The organism is Streptomyces sp. NPDC051020 (assembly GCF_040683105.1).
Taxonomy (GTDB): Bacteria; Actinomycetota; Actinomycetes; order Streptomycetales; family Streptomycetaceae; genus Streptomyces.
Window position 1 is genome coordinate 25,088 of sequence record NZ_JBFBCG010000007.1, and the last position, 20,635, is coordinate 45,722.

At 69.9% G+C, this 20,635-nt stretch carries 17 protein-coding genes; 13 read left to right on the plus strand and 4 right to left on the minus strand.

Features of this window, described 5'->3' with window-relative positions; translation table 11 throughout:
* Positions 1 to 7: 7 nt before the first annotated feature.
* Positions 8 to 2,638 (minus strand): SulP family inorganic anion transporter, encoded by a 2,631-nt coding sequence (locus tag AB0N06_RS06015; protein WP_366133483.1) that lies wholly within the window; start codon positions 2,636 to 2,638, stop codon positions 8 to 10.
* A 286-nt stretch (positions 2,639 to 2,924) separates the two neighbouring features.
* Between AB0N06_RS06015 and AB0N06_RS06020 the strand changes: the two genes are divergently transcribed.
* Entirely contained in the window at positions 2,925 to 4,250 is a 1,326-nt protein-coding gene (locus AB0N06_RS06020; RefSeq protein WP_366133484.1) for a hypothetical protein, read from the plus strand.
* A gap of 57 nt (positions 4,251 to 4,307) precedes the next feature.
* Here AB0N06_RS06020 and AB0N06_RS06025 read toward each other — a convergent pair whose 3' ends face one another.
* The gene (locus AB0N06_RS06025; RefSeq protein WP_366133485.1) at positions 4,308 to 5,303 is read right to left on the minus strand and encodes an ATP-binding protein; all 996 of its coding nucleotides are present in this window, start codon (positions 5,301 to 5,303) and stop codon (positions 4,308 to 4,310) included.
* 102 nt (positions 5,304 to 5,405) lie between these two features.
* Between AB0N06_RS06025 and AB0N06_RS06030 the strand changes: the two genes are divergently transcribed.
* Entirely contained in the window at positions 5,406 to 6,230 is an 825-nt protein-coding gene (locus AB0N06_RS06030; RefSeq protein WP_366133486.1) for an oxidoreductase, read from the plus strand.
* Positions 6,231 to 6,798: 568 nt separating this feature from the next.
* Here the strand turns inward: AB0N06_RS06030 and AB0N06_RS06035 are convergent.
* Positions 6,799 to 7,638 carry an HAD-IB family hydrolase gene (locus AB0N06_RS06035; RefSeq protein ID WP_366133487.1) on the minus strand — a complete coding sequence of 280 codons (840 nt, stop codon included), beginning with the start codon at positions 7,636 to 7,638 and terminating at the stop codon, positions 6,799 to 6,801.
* A 568-nt stretch (positions 7,639 to 8,206) separates the two neighbouring features.
* Here AB0N06_RS06035 and ssd point away from each other — a divergent pair.
* The 7 genes from ssd to AB0N06_RS06070 are packed head-to-tail and all read left to right on the plus strand — an operon-like array spanning position 8,207 to position 13,266.
* On the plus strand, positions 8,207 to 9,280 hold the full coding sequence (gene ssd / locus AB0N06_RS06040) for a septum site-determining protein Ssd (protein ID WP_366133579.1): 1,074 nt from the start codon (positions 8,207 to 8,209) through the stop codon (positions 9,278 to 9,280).
* A complete protein-coding gene (locus tag AB0N06_RS06045) occupies positions 9,277 to 10,425 on the plus strand; it encodes a TadA family conjugal transfer-associated ATPase (RefSeq protein WP_366133488.1) in 1,149 nt (382 codons plus the stop codon). The genes ssd and AB0N06_RS06045 overlap by 4 nt, the downstream gene beginning before the upstream one ends.
* Positions 10,422 to 11,297, plus strand: a complete 876-nt coding sequence (locus tag AB0N06_RS06050) for a type II secretion system F family protein (RefSeq protein ID WP_366133489.1) — start codon at positions 10,422 to 10,424, stop codon at positions 11,295 to 11,297. The genes AB0N06_RS06045 and AB0N06_RS06050 overlap by 4 nt, the downstream gene beginning before the upstream one ends.
* Positions 11,294 to 12,094, plus strand: a complete 801-nt coding sequence (locus tag AB0N06_RS06055) for a type II secretion system F family protein (protein ID WP_366133490.1) — start codon at positions 11,294 to 11,296, stop codon at positions 12,092 to 12,094. Before AB0N06_RS06050 ends, AB0N06_RS06055 begins: the two co-directional genes overlap by 4 nt.
* Before the next feature lie 56 nt (positions 12,095 to 12,150).
* On the plus strand, positions 12,151 to 12,360 hold the full coding sequence (locus tag AB0N06_RS06060; RefSeq protein WP_366133491.1) for a DUF4244 domain-containing protein: 210 nt from the start codon (positions 12,151 to 12,153) through the stop codon (positions 12,358 to 12,360).
* On the plus strand, positions 12,347 to 12,748 hold the full coding sequence (locus AB0N06_RS06065) for a TadE family type IV pilus minor pilin (RefSeq protein WP_366133492.1): 402 nt from the start codon (positions 12,347 to 12,349) through the stop codon (positions 12,746 to 12,748). Before AB0N06_RS06060 ends, AB0N06_RS06065 begins: the two co-directional genes overlap by 14 nt.
* A gap of 50 nt (positions 12,749 to 12,798) precedes the next feature.
* Entirely contained in the window at positions 12,799 to 13,266 is a 468-nt protein-coding gene (locus AB0N06_RS06070; protein WP_366133580.1) for an Rv3654c family TadE-like protein, read from the plus strand.
* Here AB0N06_RS06070 and AB0N06_RS06075 read toward each other — a convergent pair.
* Positions 13,160 to 15,685 carry a DEAD/DEAH box helicase gene (locus AB0N06_RS06075; protein ID WP_366133493.1) on the minus strand — a complete coding sequence of 842 codons (2,526 nt, stop codon included), beginning with the start codon at positions 15,683 to 15,685 and terminating at the stop codon, positions 13,160 to 13,162. The genes AB0N06_RS06070 and AB0N06_RS06075 overlap by 107 nt on opposite strands.
* A 78-nt stretch (positions 15,686 to 15,763) precedes the next feature.
* Between AB0N06_RS06075 and AB0N06_RS06080 the strand changes: the two genes are divergently transcribed.
* The 4 genes from AB0N06_RS06080 to AB0N06_RS06095 all read left to right on the plus strand — a co-directional run bounded on the left by AB0N06_RS06080 (position 15,764) and on the right by AB0N06_RS06095 (position 20,609).
* Positions 15,764 to 16,117 carry an STAS domain-containing protein gene (locus tag AB0N06_RS06080; RefSeq protein ID WP_003967428.1) on the plus strand — a complete coding sequence of 118 codons (354 nt, stop codon included), beginning with the start codon at positions 15,764 to 15,766 and terminating at the stop codon, positions 16,115 to 16,117.
* A 396-nt stretch (positions 16,118 to 16,513) separates the two neighbouring features.
* Positions 16,514 to 16,966, plus strand: a complete 453-nt coding sequence (locus AB0N06_RS06085) for an ATP-binding protein (RefSeq protein WP_366133494.1) — start codon at positions 16,514 to 16,516, stop codon at positions 16,964 to 16,966.
* A 285-nt stretch (positions 16,967 to 17,251) separates the two neighbouring features.
* Positions 17,252 to 19,684 (plus strand): sodium-translocating pyrophosphatase, encoded by a 2,433-nt coding sequence (locus AB0N06_RS06090; RefSeq protein WP_366133495.1) that lies wholly within the window; start codon positions 17,252 to 17,254, stop codon positions 19,682 to 19,684.
* A gap of 298 nt (positions 19,685 to 19,982) precedes the next feature.
* On the plus strand, positions 19,983 to 20,609 hold the full coding sequence (locus tag AB0N06_RS06095) for a small secreted protein (protein ID WP_366133496.1): 627 nt from the start codon (positions 19,983 to 19,985) through the stop codon (positions 20,607 to 20,609).
* Positions 20,610 to 20,635 lie beyond the last annotated feature (26 nt).

Here is a 20,635-nt window from a genome sequence, read left to right on the forward strand (position 1 = left end):
GTACGGTTCAGGCGCTTGTACGTTCCAACTCGCCGGAACCGGAAGGATCGCCGGGGCCCACATGGTCGAAGACCTCGTCGAGACATGTACCGGCGCTCGCGCCCTCGGCCAGGAGGTATGCCTGCGCCTCACCGACATGGAAGTACATCCCGTGGAGCTGCAGCGTGCCCTCGGAGAGTCGCCGTGCCACCGATTCGTGGGCGCGCAGATGGTCCAGCTGCTGGACCACGTTGGTGAGGCAGAGCTGCTCCACGGCGTCGGCGGGCAGCCGGCCGGAGATCCGCGCCCAGGCGCGATGCCGGGACGTCATCCGCTCCAGGCTCGGCAGACCGTGCCGCAGCCACCGCCACAGGGGCGTCTGCGGGTTGTCCGGCTTGGCGCCCAGCAGTGCCTGCATCGCGCCGCAGCCGGAGTGGCCGCAGACAGTGATGGACTCGACCTGCAGCACCTCCACCGCGTACTCGATCGCGGCGCCCACCGAGTCGTCACCGGCTTCCGCGCCCGGTGGGGGCACCAGATTGCCGACGTTCCGCACGGTGAACAGGTCGCCCGGACCGCTGGCCGTGATCATGCTGGTGACCAGCCGGGAATCCGCGCAGGTGATGAAGAGCTGGGAGGGGCGCTGCCCCTCCCGGGCCAGCCGGGCCAGCTCCTCGCGCACCAGCGGAGCCGTATTGCGCTGGAACGAACTCAGACCACTGACCAGCCGGTGCGCGCCGGTCCGACGGGGAGCGGCGGGGGGCGTGGAGGATGACGGAGTGCCGGGAATGGGTTCGGCGGCCGGGGCCGCGGCGCTTGTGCTGGTCGTTGCGTTGCTCGTGACGTCGGTCACGGTGTCGGCCGCCGTGGTGTCGGTTGTTCCGGGACTGGGGCTGGGACTGGGGCCGGCGGTGATGGCGGTGGCGTGGTGCTCACCGTCGCCGACGTCGGCTCGCGTGCCGCGGTCGTGGTGGACGCTTGCTGGCTCGGGCCGGTCATGGCAGTGGTGATTGCGCCACGGCGTCCAGGGGCGGCAGCAGGAGTGCGCCGCCGAGGCAGGCTCGGCGATCCGGCCGCCGGATCTGCCGGTGAAGACGACCCGGCCGCCCTGGGTGGTCTGAGCGTTGCTCCAGTCCTGGATCGTTTCGTATGCCGCATGGTCCATGAAGAAGCCGTCCAACTCGACTACGGCATCACTGCCTTGGGGAATCCGGCCGAGTATCCGGCTGAGACGTGGTACCGCGAGGAACGTCAACTGCCCGCGCACGACCACGAGATGCTGTCCTCCCTGATCCGTCACCGTGATCCGTATGCGAGCCAGCCGGTGCAGAGCGATGACGACGGCCACCGCGACGCCGATCACCACGCCCCTCAGCACACCGAAGAGCACCACAGCGGTGATCGTCGCCCCGTAGACCGGGAATTCGCGGTGCTTATGAACATTGCGGATATGGGCGAAGCTCACCATCTGGATGCCGACCATCATCACCAGCGCGGCGAGCGCGGCCAGCGGGATCCACTCCAGAGCCGTGACCAGCAACCCGGCGGCGAGCAGGACCCAGACGCCGTGCAGAACGGTGGATGCGCGGCCGGTGGCCCCGGCCCGCACATTCGCCGAACTCCGTACCGCTCCCCCTGACACCGGCAGCCCGCCCAGCAGGCCGGACAGCACATTGGAGATGCCCTGGCCGCGCAATTCGCGGTCGAGGTCGGACCGCCTGACCGGCGGGGCTGCCGGGGCGGGAGGCTCGGCGCCCTGCCGTCCGGCGCGGTCGGTGGTCAGCTTGTCCACCGCGACCGCCGCGAGCAGGGATTCGAGGCTGGCCACCAGCGTCACGGTGAACACGGCGGTGGCGAGGGCCAGTACGGGACCCTGTGGCAGTTCGGGCAGGGCGTGCGACCGCCAGGAGGGCAGATCCACCCTGGCGATCCCGGGAGCCGCCACGGCGGCCACCGCTGTTGCGATCGCCACCGAGGCGAGGGCCGCCGGAATCCTCCGTACCGCCCGCCCGATCCGCCCGGGGAGTCGTGGCCAGGCCATCAGGATGGCGATGGTCAGTCCGCCGATGAGAGGGGCGGCCGGGCTGATCCGGTCCAACTGGGCAGGCAGTGCAAGGGCGTTGTTGACGGTTGAGCTCTGGGGCGAGCCGCCGAGCACGATATGCAGCTGGGCCAGTGCGATGGCCAGGCCGATACCGGCCAGGGTGCCGTGAACGATGGCGGGACTGACGGCGAGAGCGCTGCGCGCCGCACGCACCGCGCCCAGCAGCATCTGCAGCAGCCCGGCGCCAATGGTGATCGCGCAGGTGGTGCGCCAGCCATAGATCTGGATCAACTCGGCTGTGACGACGGTCAGTCCGGCGGACGGGCCACTGACCTGAAGGGGGGTGCCACCGAGCAGACCGGCGGCGATCCCGCCGACCGCCGCGGCGACGAGTCCGGCCTCCAGTGGGGCGTCCATGGCCACGGCGAGGCCGAGCGACATGGGAACGGCAATGAGAAAGACAGTGATCGATGCGGACAGGTCGGCGCCCGCGATACGGAATCGTCCGCCGCGACGCGGCGGTGGCGGGCTGTGAGGTCGCTTGATTCCCGGGCCGTTGGACTGGCGCCAACTGCGGGACGTGTGGTCATGACGTGTGGGGACGCAGGCAGACATGTTCCCGTCTCCTCCGGGGCAGCGCGGTCGCGGAACGTGGGGACGCGGCCGTGGGTCACGGCGTGCAGCGGCGGGATTTCTCAACTCTCAGTAAATAGATCGTAATGGAGAGTAAAGAACCGTGTCCATGATTGAGGGCAAATGGTCCAGTCGATCACCCATTCACGTGAATAGGCAGCTTTTCATATGGCCTGTCGTGTCGATTCGTTCAAGGGCGCGTGCGAACGTGGCTGCGCCGCGTCGGCGCATTCCACGCAAATTACCTGAAAAGGAAGAGGGTGGGCGGATGATGGCCGCCACGAAGAGGGTCGCCCTGGGTGCCATGGCCGTCGCGCTCGTTGCGGGAGTCGCCGGCTGTTCCGGCTCGGGCTCCGGTTCGGCTTCGGGTTCGGCTGTCGGGGCTGCGGGGCCGGGTGCCGAGAAGGGGGCCGCCGGGCCCAAGGGGAACGCCCCCGAGAAGGCCTTCCGGCTCATCGGCGACGGCTCCACCTCCTTCACCGGCAACCAGCCGAAGCAGCCCGTACCTATGCGCCTGACGCCTGGTCAACAGCCCCCGCAGTTCGTCGTGTTCTCCTGGGACGGCGTGGGTGGGGACAGCCAGGAACTCTTCTCCCGCTTTCGCGAGGTCGGCAAGAAGTACCACGCGAACATGACGTACTTCCTCAGCGGCGTGTACATGCTGCCGGAGGAGAAGCGGGAGCTCTACGACCCGCCCAAGCACAACGCGGGCAGCTCCGACATCGGCTTCAACGACATCAACGGGATCCGGGACACCATCGCCCAGATCCGGGGCGCCTGGCAGGACGGCGACGAGATCGGCACCCACTTCAATGGCCACTTCTGCGGCCCGGACGGCGGTGTCGGCACCTGGTCGGTCGCCGAGTGGAAGCGCGAGATCAGCCAGGCCAAGGCCTTCGTGAAGAAATGGAGGACGAACGTCCCGGACCTCGCGGACGAGAAGCCGCTGCCCTTCGACTACGACACGGAGCTGGTCGGCGGCCGCACCCCCTGCCTGGAGGGGCGGAAGAACATGGTGGCCGCGGCGCGGTCGATGGGCTTCCGCTACGACTCCAGCGGTGCCGACAAGCAGGTCTGGCCGAAGAAGAAGGACGGCGTCTGGGACCTCTCCCTGCAATTCGTGCCGGTGCCGGGGCGGGGGTTCGAGACGCTGTCGACGGACTACAGCTTCATGTCCAACCAGTCGGGGGCGACCACGCAGGGCGATCCGGACCAGTACGAGTACTGGGGCGACCAGATGCGCGACGGCCTGATCCATGCCTTCGACCGCGCGTACGAGGGAAACCGGGCCCCGCTGATCATCGGCAACCACTTCGAGTCCTGGAACGGCGGCACGTACATGCGCGCCGTCGAGCAGGCCATTGAGACGGTCTGCACCAAGGAGGGCGTGCGCTGCGTGTCCTTCAGGCAGCTTGCCGACTGGCTGGACGCCCAGGACCCGGCGACGCTGGCGAAGCTTCGCACGCTCGATGTCGGCCAGGCGCCGAAGGAGGGCTGGGCGGCCCATCTCGCCGCCCAGGCCTCCGGGCCGGCCGGGACTCCGGGAACCGTCAAGGCTCCCGGTACATCCGGCACGAAGTCGGCGGAGCGCTGACGCCGGTCGATCCGCCGCCCGCCGGATCGTTGGTGGACAAGGCTTCGGGCGACCGGCTCACGCGGGCTGTACGGCGGCTGCCTGCGCGCTCCGCTCGTCGAGCACGAAGGCGGGGTCGACCTGGGCGGCCAGGTCGGCGCCCGTCTTCTCGTTGCCCCAGCTCTCCGCGTTCTTCAAGTGGAAGTGCACCATCTGCCGCGTGTAGCGCTCCCAGTCGCGCTGCTCATACGAGTCCTCCGCGGCGTTCTGCAGAGCCTGCAGGGCCATCCGGTTGTCCGCCTCCAGAAGTTCGAAGCGGGCCGGACGTCCCTTCTCCATTGCCCGGACCCAGTCGGAGTGGCCGACCGTGACCAGCAGGTCGGCGCCGACTTCGGCCCGCAGGAAGTCCAGGTCGTCCTGGCCCTGCACCTTGTTGCCCACGACCTTCAGGGCGACCCCGAAGTCCCGTGCGTACTCCTTGTACTGGCGGTAGACCGAGACGCCCTTACGGGTCGGCTCGGCGACCAGGAACGTCATGTCGAAGCGGGTGAACATGCCGGACGCGAACGAATCCGAACCCGCGGTCATGTCGACGACCACATAGTCGTCGGGGCCGTCGACAAGGTGGTTGAGGCAGAGTTCGACCGCGCCGACCTTGGAGTGGTAGCACGCCACCCCGAGATCCGATTCGGTGAACGGTCCGGTGGCCATCAGCCGGATGTCCCCGTCGTCGAGCCCGACCGTGCGGGCGCACGCGTCGTAGACCGGGTTGTCCTCGCGGACCCGCAGCAGCCGCGAGCCCTCGCCGGGCGGAGTCGTCTTGATCATTGTCTCCGCCGAGGCGATGCGGGGGTTGCTGCCCCGCAGATATTCCTTGATCAGGGGCAGGTGTGCACCCATCGCGGGCAGCGCCGCGGCCTCCTCCTCGTCGAGGCCGAGCGCGGCCCCGAGGTGCTGGTTGATGTCGGCGTCCACCGCGACGACATGGGCTTCATTGGCGGCAAGGTGGCGGATGAAGAGCGAGGACAGCGTGGTCTTGCCGCTGCCGCCCTTCCCCACGAAAGCGATCTTCATGTTCACCTAGGGTAGCGGTGCAACTGCACTACGCAGTCACACTTCCCGAAGAAGGCCACTCCGGGGTGGTAAGGGCGTGGGGGGCGCGTAGCCTCGCTACTTATGAGTACGCCTGCCTCAGATCCGCTCGCCGCCCTGGGCGCCCTGCCGGGTGTCACCGATGCGGTGGACTCCGTACGCAAGGCCGTCGATCGGGTCTACGGCCACCGCGTCATGCGACGCCGCAGTAACGAGATCACCGCGGAGGCGGCGCTCCGCGGCGCCCGCGGCTCCGCCGCGCTCTCCGGTGCCGACTGGAGCCTGGAGGAGGTGCGCCGGCGCACCGACTTCAGCGGCGACGAGGAGTCGCAGGTGATCGGCGCCGCCCTGCGGCTGACCGCGGAGGCGGGCCAACTGCTTTCCATCTGGCGGCAGTCGCCGCTGCGGGTCCTCGCCCGGCTGCACCTCGTGGCGGCAGGCGGGGTCGCGCCTGACGAGGCGGTCGGCCGCCCGCGGCTGGTCGGTGAACCGGTCGACGAGCCGCTCATCGAAGCGCCGCTGCCGGATGCCGACGAGGTCTCCGGCCGACTGGAGGGGCTCTCCGGCTTGATCCTTTCGGGAAGCGCGGCGCCCGCGCTGGTGACGGCCGCGGTCGTGCACGGCGAACTGCTGGCGCTGCGTCCCTTCGGCTCGTACAACGGCCTCGTCGCCCGGGCCGCCGAGCGGATCGTCCTGATCGGGAGCGGGCTCGACCCGAAAGCGATCTGCCCCGCCGAGGTCGGTTATGCCGAGCAGGGCAGGGCGGCGTACGTCGCAGCGTTCGAGGGGTACCGGTCGGGAACGCCGGACGGGATGTCCGCCTGGATCGCACACTGCGGGCGCGCGGTGGAGCTGGGAGTCAGGGAATCGACGGCGGTCTGCGAAGCGCTTCAGCGCGGAGCCGCGTAGCCGTCCGGGGCTGCCGGTACGCGCCTCAACTGGCGGGTCTGTCAGGCCTCTTGTGCTTCGTCAGTTTCACTGCCCGATAAAAGGGTTGCGGCGGTACCGTCCGCGGTACCGCCGCTGGCACGTCCACCCAGTTACCATGCGTCCTCGGAAATTGCCCATCAGGTCGGGAACTCAGCCCGTTCCCTGGTGCGGCTGGCCCGTAATCGACGGGTCGACGTCGCGTGGGTGCTGGGTATTCATGCTCGGTCCGTGGGGCCTTCTCTGCGTTTTCAGGTTAATCCTTTCGGATGTCCTTGGTCTCGCGGGCCGTTGAGTCCTTTGTACTCCAGAGCCAGGGCGAACGGTAGTGCTGGCCGCACTTCTTTACTTTTGCGTTCAAATATGGACGAGCCGGGCGGGCGGTCGAGGGTGGGATTCGGACATCGACGGAGGGCGCCGGATGCGAGTGGGTGGCGCCCCGGCCCACGTCCTGGAGCGGCGGCCGAGGGCGCGTTCGGGTGCGGGCCGGGTTCGGGTGCAGGTTCGGGCCGGATGTCGGTCCTGGCCGGATGCGGCCGGATGCGGGAGGTCAGCCGGATGCTGTGGTCGTGCGCCGGCGCGAGGTGTACCAGACCAGTCCGGCTGTGACGGCTGCCGCGCCCACCGCCACCGCGGCGACGAATGCCGGGCGCGCCGGCATCGAGAAGGCAGGCAGCCGCTGCTTGAGCCGGACCGGGCGGTCGAAGACGAGAATCGGCCATTCCCGGAGCGTCGCCTCACGCCGCAGCGCGCGGTCCGGATTGACGGCGTGCGGGTGGCCCACGGACTCCAGCATCGGTACGTCGGTCGCGGAATCGCTGTAGGCGTAGCACCGCGAGAGGTCGTATCCCTCGGACGCGGCGAGCGCCTTGACCGCCTCGGCCTTCGTCGGTCCGTACGCGTAGTACTCCACCTCGCCGGTGAAGCAGCCGTCGTTGCCGACGACCATCCGGGTGGCGACGACCCGGTCGGCGCCCAGCAGCTCGCCGATCGGCTCGACGACCTCGGCGCCCGAGGTGGAGACGATGACCACGTCGCGTCCGGCGGTGTGATGTTCCTCGATGAGGGTCGCCGCCTCGTCGTAGATGATCGGGTCGATCAGATCGTGCAGGGTCTCGGCGACGATCTCCTTCACCTGCTGGACGTTCCAGCCCTTGCAGAGCGCGGAGAGATATTCGCGCATCCGCTCCATCTGGTCGTGATCGGCGCCCCCGGCGAGGAACACGAACTGTGCGTACGCGGTGCGCAGTACGGCACGGCGGTTGATCAGTCCGCCTTGGTAGAAGGACTTGCTGAAGGTCAGAGTCGATGACTTCGCAATGACCGTCTTGTCCAGGTCGAAGAAGGCTGCTGTGCGCGGCAAGGAGTGGTTTTCCACAAGGCAGAGCATAGGGGGACACCATTCGGCGTAAACTCTGGTGTGCGGGTTTGCCTGAGAAGGCTCTCGGGTACACCATGGAAGTCACGGATCGTTCGCGACCGTGCTAACCCGGTCCGACTCCTCCCCCCCCGAGTCGGCCGTGGGGACGACCCCCGCTCTCCCCCCCGGCGGGGGTCGTCGCATGTCCGGACGTGTTTCTGCCGCTCGGAATCAAGCATTCTGCCCCCTTCTCGTCTGCGACGGCCTGTCTTTTCGGGCCTTCCGCACGACTCTGTGTCGTCACAGTGTGTAACGGTAGTGCTGCTCTCCGGAAGTCGTCGGTTTGGGTGACCGAGATATTCACAACGGTGGAGTTGTCCACAGTTTTAGAGCAAGATCCACACGATTTTCCGAAGCGCTGCACGGTGATTCCACCCGCGAAGTCCGCGGGTTCCGGATATCGCCGAACTCGGAACGCTCCGAGATCGCTGCGAAACCGCGGTGAAGGTGTAGTGAGAAGGGGGCGGAGATCGTGGCTGAATCCATCGCACGGGATCGACTGCCGGTCGTCGGAGAACGCCGGGGCGGACCGTTGATCGTGACCGAGGATGTGGAACTGCTCGACGATCTGCTGCGGCTGTGCGCGGCCGCCGGCGCGGAGCCTGAGGTGCACCACACGCTGCCCAAGGGCAGGGGCGGCTGGGAGCAGGCGCCGATGGTCCTGGTGGGTGATGACGCGGCTCCGCGGTGCCGCGGAGCGCTGCGCAGACAGGGCGTGATGCTCGTCGGGCACGACCAGGACGCACCGGATGTCTGGCGGCAGGCCGTCGAGATCGGGGCCGAATATGTGCTGCGGCTGCCCGATGCGGAGAGCTGGCTCGTCGATCAGATCGCCAATGCGGCAGAGGGGGTGGGGCGGCCCGCTCTCACCGTCGGGGTGATCGGCGGGCGGGGCGGCGCCGGCGCGTCCACGCTGGCTTGTGCTCTCGCTGTGACCGCGGCCAAGGCCGGGCGGCGGACGATGCTGATCGATGGCGATCCGCTGGGTGGTGGCATCGATGTGCTGCTCGGAGGTGAGCGGGCTGAGGGAATGAGGTGGCCGGATTTCGCTCATTCCAAAGGGCGGGTGGGCGGTGGCGCCCTGGAGGAGTCGCTGCCCGCACTGCACGGGCTGCGGGTGCTCAGCTGGGGGCGTGACGACTGGGTGGTTATCCCGCCGCAGGCCATGGAAGCGGTGCTGGCGGCCGCCCGCAGGCTCGGCGGGGTGGTGGTCGTCGACCTGCCGCGCCGGGTCGACGAGTCGGTGGCGAAGGCGCTTGCGCAGCTGGACCTCGGGCTGCTTGTGGTCCCCGGTGAACTGCGGGCGGTCGCGGCGGCAAAACGCGTGGCTTCGACGGCCGGGATGGTCCTGGGCGACCTGCGAGTGGTGGCACGCGGCCCCTACGCGGCGGGGCTGGACGAGCGCTGGGTGGCGCAGGCGCTCGGCTTGCCGCTCGCCGGTGAACTCCCACTGGAATCAGGTTTGCTGGCGGCTCAGGACGATGGAGCGCCGCCCGGCTCGGGTGCCCGCGGACCGCTCGCCAGATTCTGTACGGCGTTCTGGGAGCGGGCGCTTGCCGGTGGAGCCGGCGGAGGCCTCGGCGCGGGCCCCGGTGGGGAAGGCGCGTCATGACCGACGGGCTCCTCGACGCCGTGCGGCAGCGGCTTGCGCAGAGCGGTGCCGCACCGACCCCGGCCGGGGTGGCGGCCGCGCTGCGCGCCCAGGGAAGGCTTCTCGGCGACGCCGAAGTGCTCGGCGCGGCAGAGGAATTGCGCGGCGAACTGGTCGGTACGGGAGTGCTGGAACCGCTGCTTGCGGATCCGGCGGTGACGGATGTGCTGGTCTCCGCACCGGACCGGGTGTGGGTGGACCGGGGCAGTGGGCTCGAACTCACCGGGGTGACCTTCCGCGACGCTCCGGCGGTGCGCAGGCTGGCACAGCGGCTCGCTGCGGTGGCAGGGCGGCGGCTGGACGATGCCCGGCCCTGGGTGGACGCCCGGCTTCCGGACGGGACCCGGATGCATGCGGTCCTGCCACCGGTGGCCGTGGGTTCCACCTGTCTGTCGTTGCGGGTGGTGCGCCCCCGGGCCTTCTCGCTGGCGGAGTTGGTCGCGGCGGGCACCGTACCGCCGGGTGGTGACTGCGTGCTGCGGGCGCTGGTCGAGGCCCGGGTTTCATACCTGATCAGTGGCGGGACAGGGGCGGGGAAGACCACGTTGCTGTCGAGTTTGCTGGGTGCCGTCGGGGAGCGGGAGCGGATCGTGCTCGCCGAGGACTCGGCGGAGCTGCGGCCGGACCATCCGCATGTGGTGCGGTTGGAGTCACGCCCTGCCAACCAGGAGGGTGCCGGACGGGTGACTCTGAGGGACCTGGTGCGGCAGGCGCTTCGGATGCGGCCCGACCGCCTGGTGGTCGGGGAGGTGCGGGGCGCCGAGGTCACCGAACTTCTCGCTGCGCTGAACACCGGCCATGAGGGTGGCTGCGGGACGGTTCACGCCAACGCTGCCGAGCATGTACCGGCGCGGCTGGAGGCGTTGGGGACGGCAGCCGGTCTTGACCGGGTGGCGCTGCACAGTCAGCTGGCGGCGGCGCTGTCGGTGGTGGTCCATCTCGCACGGGACCGGGCCGGGGTGCGCCGGATCGCCGAGGTGCATGTGCTGGAGCGGGATGCGGCCGGGCTGGTGGTGACCGTGCCCGCGCTGCGGTGGGGCGCCGACGGCTTCGTCCACGAGCGGGGCCGGGAGCGGCTGCGGTCGCTGATCGGGGGTCCGTTGTGACCGGTGGCACGGCGGTGGGGGTCCCGGAGTACGCGACGTATGCGTCGGCCGTGTGCGTGGGGGCCGCAGCATGGCTGGTGGTGGGGTGGGGCCAAGGAACGCGGCGGGCGCGGGTGTTGTTCGTCGGTTCGGTGCTGGAGCCGCGGATCGGCCGGGACCGGGTCCGGCTGTGGTGCGCGGGGATGTTCCAGGAGCGGCGGGAGTGGCTGTGTCTTCCGGTGGCGTTGCTTCTTGCTGTGCTGGGCGAGTCCCTGCTACCGGTGGTCGCGGGGGCGCTGGCAGTACCACTGGTGCGGCGATGGCTTCGTAAGCGGGCCGGGCGGCAGGAGCAGGAGCGCAGAGCGGATGCCGTGGTGGCGCTGTGCGGTGCGGTGGTGGGCGAGCTGCGGGCAGGGCACGAGCCGGGGCAGGCACTGCTGGTGGCGGTGCGTGGCACGGGGGCGATGGGTGCGGTGGAGGCCGCGGTGTCGGCCGCGGCGCGGTTCGGCGGCGATGTGCCGGGGGCCCTCGGGCAGGCGGCGCGTGAACCCGGGCTGGAGGGGCTCGCCGGGGTGGCGGCCTGCTGGCGGGTGGCGGTCGACGGCGGCGCGGGGCTGGCAGCCGGTCTGGACCGCCTGGAGGGCGCGCTGCGGGCCGAGCGGCGCCGGCGGGAGGAGCTGCGGGCGCAGCTGGCGGGGGCCTGGTCGACGGTGGCCGTGCTGGCGCTGCTGCCGGTGCTCGGTCTGGGACTGGGGGCGGCACTGGGGGCCGACCCGTTGGGGGTGCTCCTGCACAGTCCGGCCGGGCTGGTCTGCCTGTTGGTGGGCGGGCTGCTGGAGACGGCCGGTCTCTGCTGGGCCGGCCGGATCGTACGGGCGGGGGAGCGGTCATGAGCGAAGGGGCCGGCGTGGTGGCGCACATCGTCCGCGGGCCGGTTCCGGTGGCGGTCGCCCTGGGCGCGGTCGGATACCTGGCTGTCTGCCTGGCAGGGCGGAGGCGGCATCGGGTGGCGCGCCGCCGGGGCGCGGTGCTGCTGGCGGTCGACGCCGGGAGGCGGTGGCGCGAGCGGTCGGTGTCCGGGGCTCGGCTGAAGAACTGGGCCGCGCTGCTGGGTGTCGTGGTGACGGGCTGGTTCCTCGTCGGTAGTTCGTGGGGGTGCGTCGGACTGATGGCGGCGTACGGCACGTGGCGATGGCAGCGGACGCGGCATCGGCGCAGACCCGCCGCGTCCGCTGCGGAAGCTGCGGAGACTGAACGCCAGCTCCCTTTGGCGGCTGACCTGTTGGCGGCGTGCATCTCCGCAGGAGCCGGCCCGAGGGAAGCGGCCGAGGCGGTCGGGGAGTCGCTGGGCGGTCCGGTCGGCGAACGGCTGGCACGGACAGCGGCGGAGATCCGGCTGGGCGGCGAACCTGCCGTGTCCTGGGGGAGGTTCGGCGAGATATCGGGAGCCGGCGCGCTGGCCCGCTGTCTGGACCGGGCAGGTTCGACCGGGGCTCCGGCGGCGGAACCGGTCGCCCGGCTGGCCGAGGCGATGCGGGCGGAACGGTCGAGCGAGGCCGTGGCGCGCGCCCAGCGGGCCGGCGTGCTGATCACAGCTCCGGTGGGGCTCTGCTTTCTGCCCGCCTTTCTGGCGGTCGGTGTGGCGCCGGTGGTCATCGGCCTGGCGGACGGGCTTCTGCGAGCTCGATGAACAAAAGCATCCAATCAGTGACGAATCTGCACAAAAGAACACTTTCGGAGGTTGACATGGCATGGCAAATCAAGCGCATCAGGGGCTGGGCACGGCGTGTGGTGCGCCGAGTCCGGACAGACCGCGGGATGACGACGTCCGAGTACGCGGTGGGGACGATCGCCGCCTGTGCGCTGGCGGCGGTGCTCTACAAGGTGGTCACGAGTCCGCCGATCATGGCGGCACTGCAGTCGATTCTCACGGACGCCCTCGATGCCAAGGTCTGAAAGGCGTTCGGGGAGCGGAGTCGGTGACCGCGAAGGGGGCGGAGGCGACCGGGGTGCGGTGACGGCGGAGGCGGCCATGGTGATCCCGGTGCTGATGTTGTTCGCTCTGGCTCTCCTCTGGGCGCTGATGGCCGCTGCCGCGCAGATCCGGTGCGTGGATGCGGCAAGGGTCGGCGCGAGGGCGGCGGCCCGGTCCGAACCCGAGGCGCAGGTGCTGGCTGTCACCCGTTCGGTGGCACCCGACCGGGCGCGTGTGGAGGTGGAGCGGGCCGGGGAGCTGTGGCGGGTACGGGTGGTTGCGCCGACGCCCGGACCGGGTGCGCTGGCCCTGACGCTGAGAGCGAACGCGGTGGCGATGGCCGAGGACACGCTGGGGGCGGAGCCGTGACGGGGGCGATCGGTGCGGTGCCCCTGCGACAGAAGCTACGGGTGCGACGGATGCGGTGGGTGTGGCGGGTTCGACGGGCGTTGCGGGTGGTGGGTTCGCGCGGGTGTGGGGAGGGGCGTGATCGCGGGGTGGCGACAGTGTGGGTGGCGGTGACCACGGCAGCGCTGTGTGCGGTGTTCGCGGCCGTGCTTGCGCTCGGCCAGGTGGTGGTCGCTCGGCACCGGGCCGGCGGGGCGGCGGACCTGGCGGCCCTGGCAGCGGCCGACCGGGCCCTGCGCGGGGCCGAGGCGGCGTGCAGGGCGGCCGCGGAGGTGGCCGAGGCGCAGGGTGCGGCGGTGGTCCGGTGCGCGGTGCGGGGGGAGGTCGCCGATGTGACGGCCCGGGTGCGGTTCGGGCCGTACGCACCCGAGGTCAGGTCCCGGGCAGGCCCTCCGACGGGCGATCCCGGTCCGATTCCGGGCTCGGCGGCTCCCCCGCCTGCTCCGGGTCCGCCGGGGCGGAGCGGAGAAGTTCGGTGAGGAGGCGTACGGCCCCCCGCTTGTGCAGCGGGTCGTTTCCGTTGCCGCACTTGGGGGACTGGATGCATGACGGGCAGCCCGCTTCGCACTCGCAGGACGCGATGGCCTGGCGGGTGGCAGTGAGCCAGCTGCGGGCGGTGTGGAAGGCCCGCTCGGCGAATCCGGCGCCGCCCGGATGACCGTCGTACACGAACACCGTAGGCAGCAGGGTGTCCGGATGGAGGGGGACGGAGACGCCGCCGATGTCCCAGCGGTCGCAGGTGGCGAAGAGGGGCAGCATCCCGATCGACGCGTGTTCGGCGGCATGCAGGGCGCCACCGAGGATCTCGGGGTTGATGCGGGCGGCGTCCAGCTGGTCCTGGGTGACCGTCCACCACACCGCGCGGGTGCGCAGCGTGCGGGGCGGCAGATCGAGCTTGGTCTCACCGAGGACCTCGCCGGTGATCAGTTTGCGACGCAGGAAGGAGACGACCTGGTTGGTGACCTCCACGGAGCCGTAGCAGAGCCGTCCGTCACCCCAGGGGATCTCTGTGTCGGTCTCCAGGACGGTGATGGAGGTGGTGTCGCGGGCGGTCGTCGAGTACGGCGGACTGGCTTCCTCGACCAGCGCCACCGAGTCCTCCAGATCCAGTTTCCGGACCAGATAGGTGAGGCCCTGATGGAGATGGACGGCCCCTTCGTGGACGGCGGTGTGCGCGGCCGACTCGTCGACGGTGCCCAGCAGCCGGCCGGTGCCCTCCTCGACGATCTGGACCGGGCGGCCACCCTCGCCACGGATGTCGGTGAGATCGGCGGCCCGCTCGCGCCGGGTCCAGTGCCAGCCCGACGCCCGCTTGCGCAGCAGCTTCGCGGCCTCCAGCTGCGGCAGCAGCTCGGCCACGGCCGGTCCGAACAGCTTCAGGTCGCTCTCGGTGAGCGGAAGCTCCGCGGCGGCGGCGCACAGATGGGGGGCGAGGACGTACGGGTTGTCCGGGTCCAGAACGGTCGACTCCACGGGCTGCTGGAACAGAGCCTCGGGGTGGTGGACGAGGAAGGTGTCCAGCGGGTCGTCGCGGGCCACCAGGATGGCCAGGGCGCCCTGGCCGGAGCGCCCGGCGCGGCCCGCCTGCTGCCACAGCGACGCCCTGGTGCCAGGGTAACCGGCGATGACGACGGCATCCAGGCCCGAGACATCGATACCGAGTTCGAGGGCGGTGGTGGCGGCCAGACCGAGCAGCCGGCCGGAGTGAAGGGCGCGCTCGAGGGCGCGGCGTTCCTCGGGGAGGTAGCCCCCACGGTAGGCGGCGACCCGGGAGGGCAGCGAACGGTCCACCTCGGCGAGGCGTTCCTTGGCGATGACGGAGATGAGCTCGGCGCCGCGCCGGGAGCGCACGAAGGCGACCGAGCGGACGCCTTGGACGGTCAGGTCGGTGAGGAGGTCGGCGGTCTCGGCGGTGGCCGTGCGGCGTACGGGGGCGCCCTTCTCGCCGTGCAGCTCGGTCAGCGGTGGCTCCCACAGGGCGAAGACCATCTCGCCGCGGGGCGAGGCGTCGTCGGCGACCTCCGTGACCGGAAGGCCGGTGAGGCGGCCCGCGGCGACCGAGGGCTGCGCGGCGGTCGCCGAGGCGAGCAGGAAGACCGGATCGGCTCCGTATCGGGCGCACAGGCGGCGGAGCCGACGCACCACCTGGGCGACATGGGAGCCGAAGACTCCGCGATAGGTGTGGCACTCGTCGATGACGACATAGCGCAGGGCGCGCAGGAAGGAGGACCAGCGCGGATGGGACGGGAGGATCCCGCGGTGCAGCATGTCGGGGTTGGTCAGGACGTAGTTGGCGTACTGACGTACCCATTCGCGTTCCTCGACCGGGGTGTCGCCGTCGTAGACCGCGGGCCTGACCGCGTTGCCGAGCGGGGCCGCGAGGTCCCTGACCGAACGCCGCTGATCGGCGGCGAGCGCCTTGGTGGGGGCCAGGTACAGGGCGGTCGCGCCACGGCCGTTGGGGGCCTCCGAGCCGTCGAGCAGGGCGCTGAGGACCGGGGCCAGATAGGCGAGCGACTTGCCGGAGGCGGTTCCGGTGGCGATCACGACGGATTCGCCGTCCAGGGCGTGCTCCGCGGCGGTCGCCTGGTGTGCCCACGGGTGGTCGATACCGGCCTGCTGGACAGCGGCGATCACTTCCGGCCGGATGCGATCGGGCCAGATGGCATGGGTACCTGTTCGCGGGGGCAAGTGCTCCGTATGAGTGATGCGCGCGGACCGGCCCGGCGCTGCGGCGAGCCGGTCGAGGACCATGGCGGGAGAGGGGCGGGAGTCGCTGCTCTCGGGTGGTCGACTGGGGCGGTGATTCTTGGCCATCGGCACCGAGTGTGTCACCGCCGTGACGGACAATGGTCCCAAGGCGTCGTGCATGGCTGCTGGTAAGTGATTGAATGCCATCGCGGCTGGCGATCCGTCCCCTGGCTCCGTCGGGGAGACCGAGGGGCGACCGCTCGATAGCAAGGTGCTGGAGGATCCGTGGACCTGTCCTTGTCGACTCGCAATGTGTCCGGCCCTGGTGGCGACCGTACGGTCGTCGAGGTCGGTGGCGAGATTGATGTGTATACCGCGCCCAAGCTGCGCGAGCAGTTGGTCGAGTTGGTGAATGACGGCAGCTACCACCTGGTTGTCGACATGGAAGGTGTCGACTTCCTCGACTCCACCGGCCTCGGCGTGCTCGTGGGCGGCCTGAAGCGTGTCCGGGCCCATGAGGGCTCACTGCGCCTGGTCTGCAACCAGGAGCGCATTCTCAAGATTTTCCGGATCACTGGCCTGACCAAGGTGTTCCCGATCCACACCACGGTCGACGAGGCTGTCGCGGCCACCGACTGACGGCTGACCGGCTGCTTCCGGATCGGCCCGAAGGTCGGTCCGGCAGCCGGTCGGTCCGGCAGTCGGTCGGTCCGGTGCGCAGCCGGGTCGGACCGCGGCCCGTTCGGCGGGCGGCTGGTTCGGTGGACGTCGTGGTGCCGGGGTTTCGGCATTCCGGCGGCCGGGCCGGGCCGTCGGCTGTGACACGCCCGGCAGCGGGCTGTCGGCCATCGGTACGGACGGCTTCCGGGCGCCGACGGGGCACCCATCGGCCGATCGGTGGGCCGGCTGCCGACGGTCGCGCGTCGGCTGTCGGGGGCCGGTGGCTCTGCCGGCTTCCGGAGGAAGAGAGAGCGGGGTACCGGGCAGTGCGCCCGGGCCCCTGAGATGCACGCCCGTACGTCTGAAGGGGATCGCATGGCCACTGTTGAACTCCGCTTCAGTGCCCAGCCCGAACACGTCAGGACGGCCCGCCTCGTGGCGGCCGCCGTGGCGCGCCGTGCCGGGGTCGACGAGGCAGTGCTCGACGAGGTCCGACTCGCCGTCGGTGAGGCGTGCAGCCGCGCCGTAGGGCTGCACCGCAACCACGGCATCACCGCTCCGGTCAAGGTCGTCCTGACCGAGGAGGAGAAGTCCTTCTCCGTCGAGGTCGGCGACGAGGTGCCTGGCCCCGGTGGGGAGACCGGAGCCGCCGAGGCGTCCGGGGAGGGGCCCGGCCAACCGGGTACCGAGACCGACGCCGACAGCGAGGACGAGATGGGTCTCGCGGTCATCAGCGGCCTCGTCGACGATGTGGAAGTCAGATCGGGAGTCGATGGCGAAGTGATCCGCATGAGCTGGCCCAAGACGCCCGCAACGGCGCATTCCTGAGCGCCGGAGGCGTCACAGCGGGCCGGCCCGTCGTGGCGCCGCTCCGGCCGTAACTCCTGATCCACTCTCCCGAGGCCCTGCCGAGCAGGGCCTTTTTCATTTCTGCTTGATCAGCGATCTACGGACAATGCTTCTGTCCCATTACTGCATTCGGATCAATCCGAGGGTGCGATCATTTATCGATCGGCGGGTAAAGTCGATTTACATTTACTGCGGACTGTTTTGATCAGCTTCTGCTCCCTACAATCCGTCCACGTCTTGAGCGCTGAGCGTCAAGGAGGACGTATGGCGGGCTTCATCACCACACCACTGGCAGAACTGCCCGAAGTTTCCGCACTTTCCGACCGACCCACCTCTCTCGCGGCCGCGGTACTCACCGATGACAACCGCGTCATCGTGATCGCCATCGCGATCGTCGCCGTCGCCGCACTGATCGTCGCCCGGCTGCTGGTCCGCCAGGTGCTGGCGGCCGGTGAGGGCACCGACCGCATGAAGGAGATCGCGGCAGCCGTCCAGGAAGGCGCGAACGCCTATCTGGCCCGGCAACTGCGCACGGTCGGCGTCTTTGCCGTCGTGGTCTTCTTCCTGCTCATGCTGCTTCCGGCCGACACCTGGTCACAGCGCGCCGGCCGGTCGCTGTTCTTCCTGGTGGGTGCGCTTTTCTCGGCGACCACCGGATACATCGGCATGCGTCTGGCCGTCCGCAGCAATGTGCGGGTGGCGGCCGCCGCGCGTGAGGCGACTCCGGCGGAAGGTGAGCCGGAAAAAGATCTCACCGACGTATCGCATCGGGCTATGAAGATTGCTTTTCGCACGGGCGGCGTGGTCGGCATGATCACGGTAGGGCTCGGGCTGCTCGGCGCCTCGTGCGTGGTTCTCGTCTATGCCGCCGACGCGCCCAAGGTGCTCGAGGGCTTCGGGCTCGGTGCCGCGCTCATCGCCATGTTCATGAGGGTCGGTGGCGGCATCTTCACCAAGGCCGCCGATGTGGGCGCCGACCTCGTGGGCAAGGTCGAGCAGGGCATCCCGGAGGACGACCCGCGCAACGCCGCCACCATTGCCGACAACGTGGGCGACAACGTCGGTGACTGCGCGGGCATGGCGGCCGACCTGTTCGAGTCGTACGCCGTGACGCTCGTCGCCGCGCTCATCCTCGGCAAGGCCGCTTTCGGCGACGCCGGACTGGCCTTTCCCCTGATCGTGCCGGCGATCGGCGTGGTCACCGCGATGATCGGCATCTTCGCGGTCGCCCCGCGGCGCGCCGACCGCAGCGGGATGACCGCCATCAACCGCGGATTCTTCATCTCCGCGGTGATCTCGCTCGTCCTGGTGGGGGTGGCCGTCTTCGTCTACCTCCCGTCCTCGTTCGCCGACCTGGACGGCGTCACCGACAGTGCGATCACGGCGCACAGCGGTGACCCTCGGGTCTTCGCCCTGGTCGCCGTCGCCATCGGCATCGTGCTGGCCGCGCTGATCCAGCAGCTCACCGGCTATTTCACCGAGACCGGCCGGCGCCCCGTCCAGGACATCGGCAAGTCCTCCCTCACCGGCCCGGCCACTGTCGTACTCGCCGGGATCTCCGTCGGCCTGGAGTCCGCCGTCTACACCGCGCTGCTGATCGGCCTCGGCGTCTACGGGGCGTTTCTGCTCGGCGGTACGTCGATCATGCTGGCGCTCTTCGCGGTGGCCCTCGCCGGAACCGGGCTGCTCACCACCGTCGGGGTCATCGTCGCCATGGACACCTTCGGGCCGGTCTCCGACAACGCGCAGGGCATCGCCGAGATGTCCGGCGACGTCACCGGCGCCGGTGCCCAGGTCCTCACCGACCTGGACGCAGTCGGCAACACCACCAAGGCCATCACCAAGGGCATCGCCATCGCCACCGCCGTGCTGGCGGCGTCGGCACTCTTCGGCTCCTACCGCGACGCGATCGCCACGGCGGTCGACGGCGTGGGTGCCAAGGCCGGGGAAATGACCCTCAGCCTCGACATCTCGCAGCCCAACAACCTGGTGGGGCTGGTCCTTGGGGCCGCGGTCGTCTTCCTCTTCTCCGGCCTGGCCATCAACGCGGTGTCCCGGTCCGCCGGGTCCGTTGTCTACGAGGTGCGGCGGCAGTTCCGCGAGCGCCCCGGGATCATGGACTACACCGAGAAGCCGGAGTACGGGCGCGTCGTCGACATCTGCACCAAGGACGCGCTGCGTGAGCTCGCCACGCCCGGGCTGCTCGCGGTGATGGCGCCGATCGCGGTGGGCTTCACCCTCGGTGTCGGGGCGCTCGGTTCGTACCTCGCGGGCGCGATCGGCACCGGGACGCTGATGGCGGTCTTCCTCGCCAACTCCGGAGGCGCGTGGGACAACGCCAAGAAGCTCGTCGAGGACGGCCATCACGGAGGCAAGGGCAGCGAGGCCCACGCCGCGACCGTGATCGGCGACACGGTCGGCGATCCGTTCAAGGACACGGCGGGACCGGCGATCAACCCGCTGCTCAAGGTGATGAACCTGGTGGCGCTGCTCATCGCGCCGGCGGTGGTGCAGTTCAGCTACGGGGCGGACGCGAGCGCGGGCGTGCGGGCGGTGGTGGCGGTGCTTGCCCTCGCCGTCATCGTCGGCGCGGTCTATGCCTCCAAGCGTCGCGGGATCGCCGTGGGCGACGAGGACGACTCCGATGACGACGGCGGCGCGACTGCCAAGTCGACCGATCCGGCTGCCGTTTCATGAGGCGGGCACAGGGAAGAGAGCGACAGCTCGCGGGGGTCCGATCAACCCGGGGCAGCACCTGATCAAGCAAGGGCATGATCTGGTCAAAGAATGGGTGGGCGGCGCATTCCGATGCGTCGCCCACCCGTTTGCCATCCGGCTGCCGCGTGCGTTCACCCGTTCGCGCGTGAGTTGTATCTCCCTCATTTCCCTTGGTGCAAATGGCTGCAAAAGGACACCTATCAGACACTTGGCACCCGGATGGAGGTCATCTGGCGTGTAAGTTCCGGGGCCGAGAGCCTTGGAAGGGACCGATCCGGTGAACAAGAAGCTTGCAGCCGCACTGTCCGGCGGTGCGGTACTGGTACTGACGCTGTCGGGCTGCAGCGACAACAGTGGCAACGACAACAAGGTCAACGACTGGGCCAAGAAGGTCTGCGACCAGGTCAAGCCCCAGCTGCAGAAGATCGCGAACGCCAACGCCGCCATCCAGCAGCAGACCGCCGACAACAGCAAGCCCGCCGATGTCCAGAAGACCGACTCGGCCGCCTTCCAGCAGATCTCGCAGGCGTACAAGGCGCTGGGCACAGCTGTGGGCTCGGCGGGCGCACCACCGGTCGACGGCGGCGAGACCACGCACAAGGAGGCCGTGAAGGAGCTCAACGCCTCCTCGGCCGCTTACGCGGAGCTGCAGAAGAAGGTCGACGCGCTCGACATCAAGGACCAGGCGAAGTTCGCCGACGGTCTGAAGGGCATCGCCGACGAGCTGAACAAGATCAGCACCAACGGTGACCAGGCGTTGAAGCAGCTCCAGTCCGGCAAGGTCGGCATCGCGATGGCCAAGCAGCCGGGCTGCCAGAAGCCGACGGCTTCGGTCCCGCCGGCCGCCGCGCCGTCGAAGACCCCCGAGAAGTCGGCTTCCGCGTCGCCCAGCAAGAAGCCCTGACAACGCCGGCACGGATCGGCCCGGCA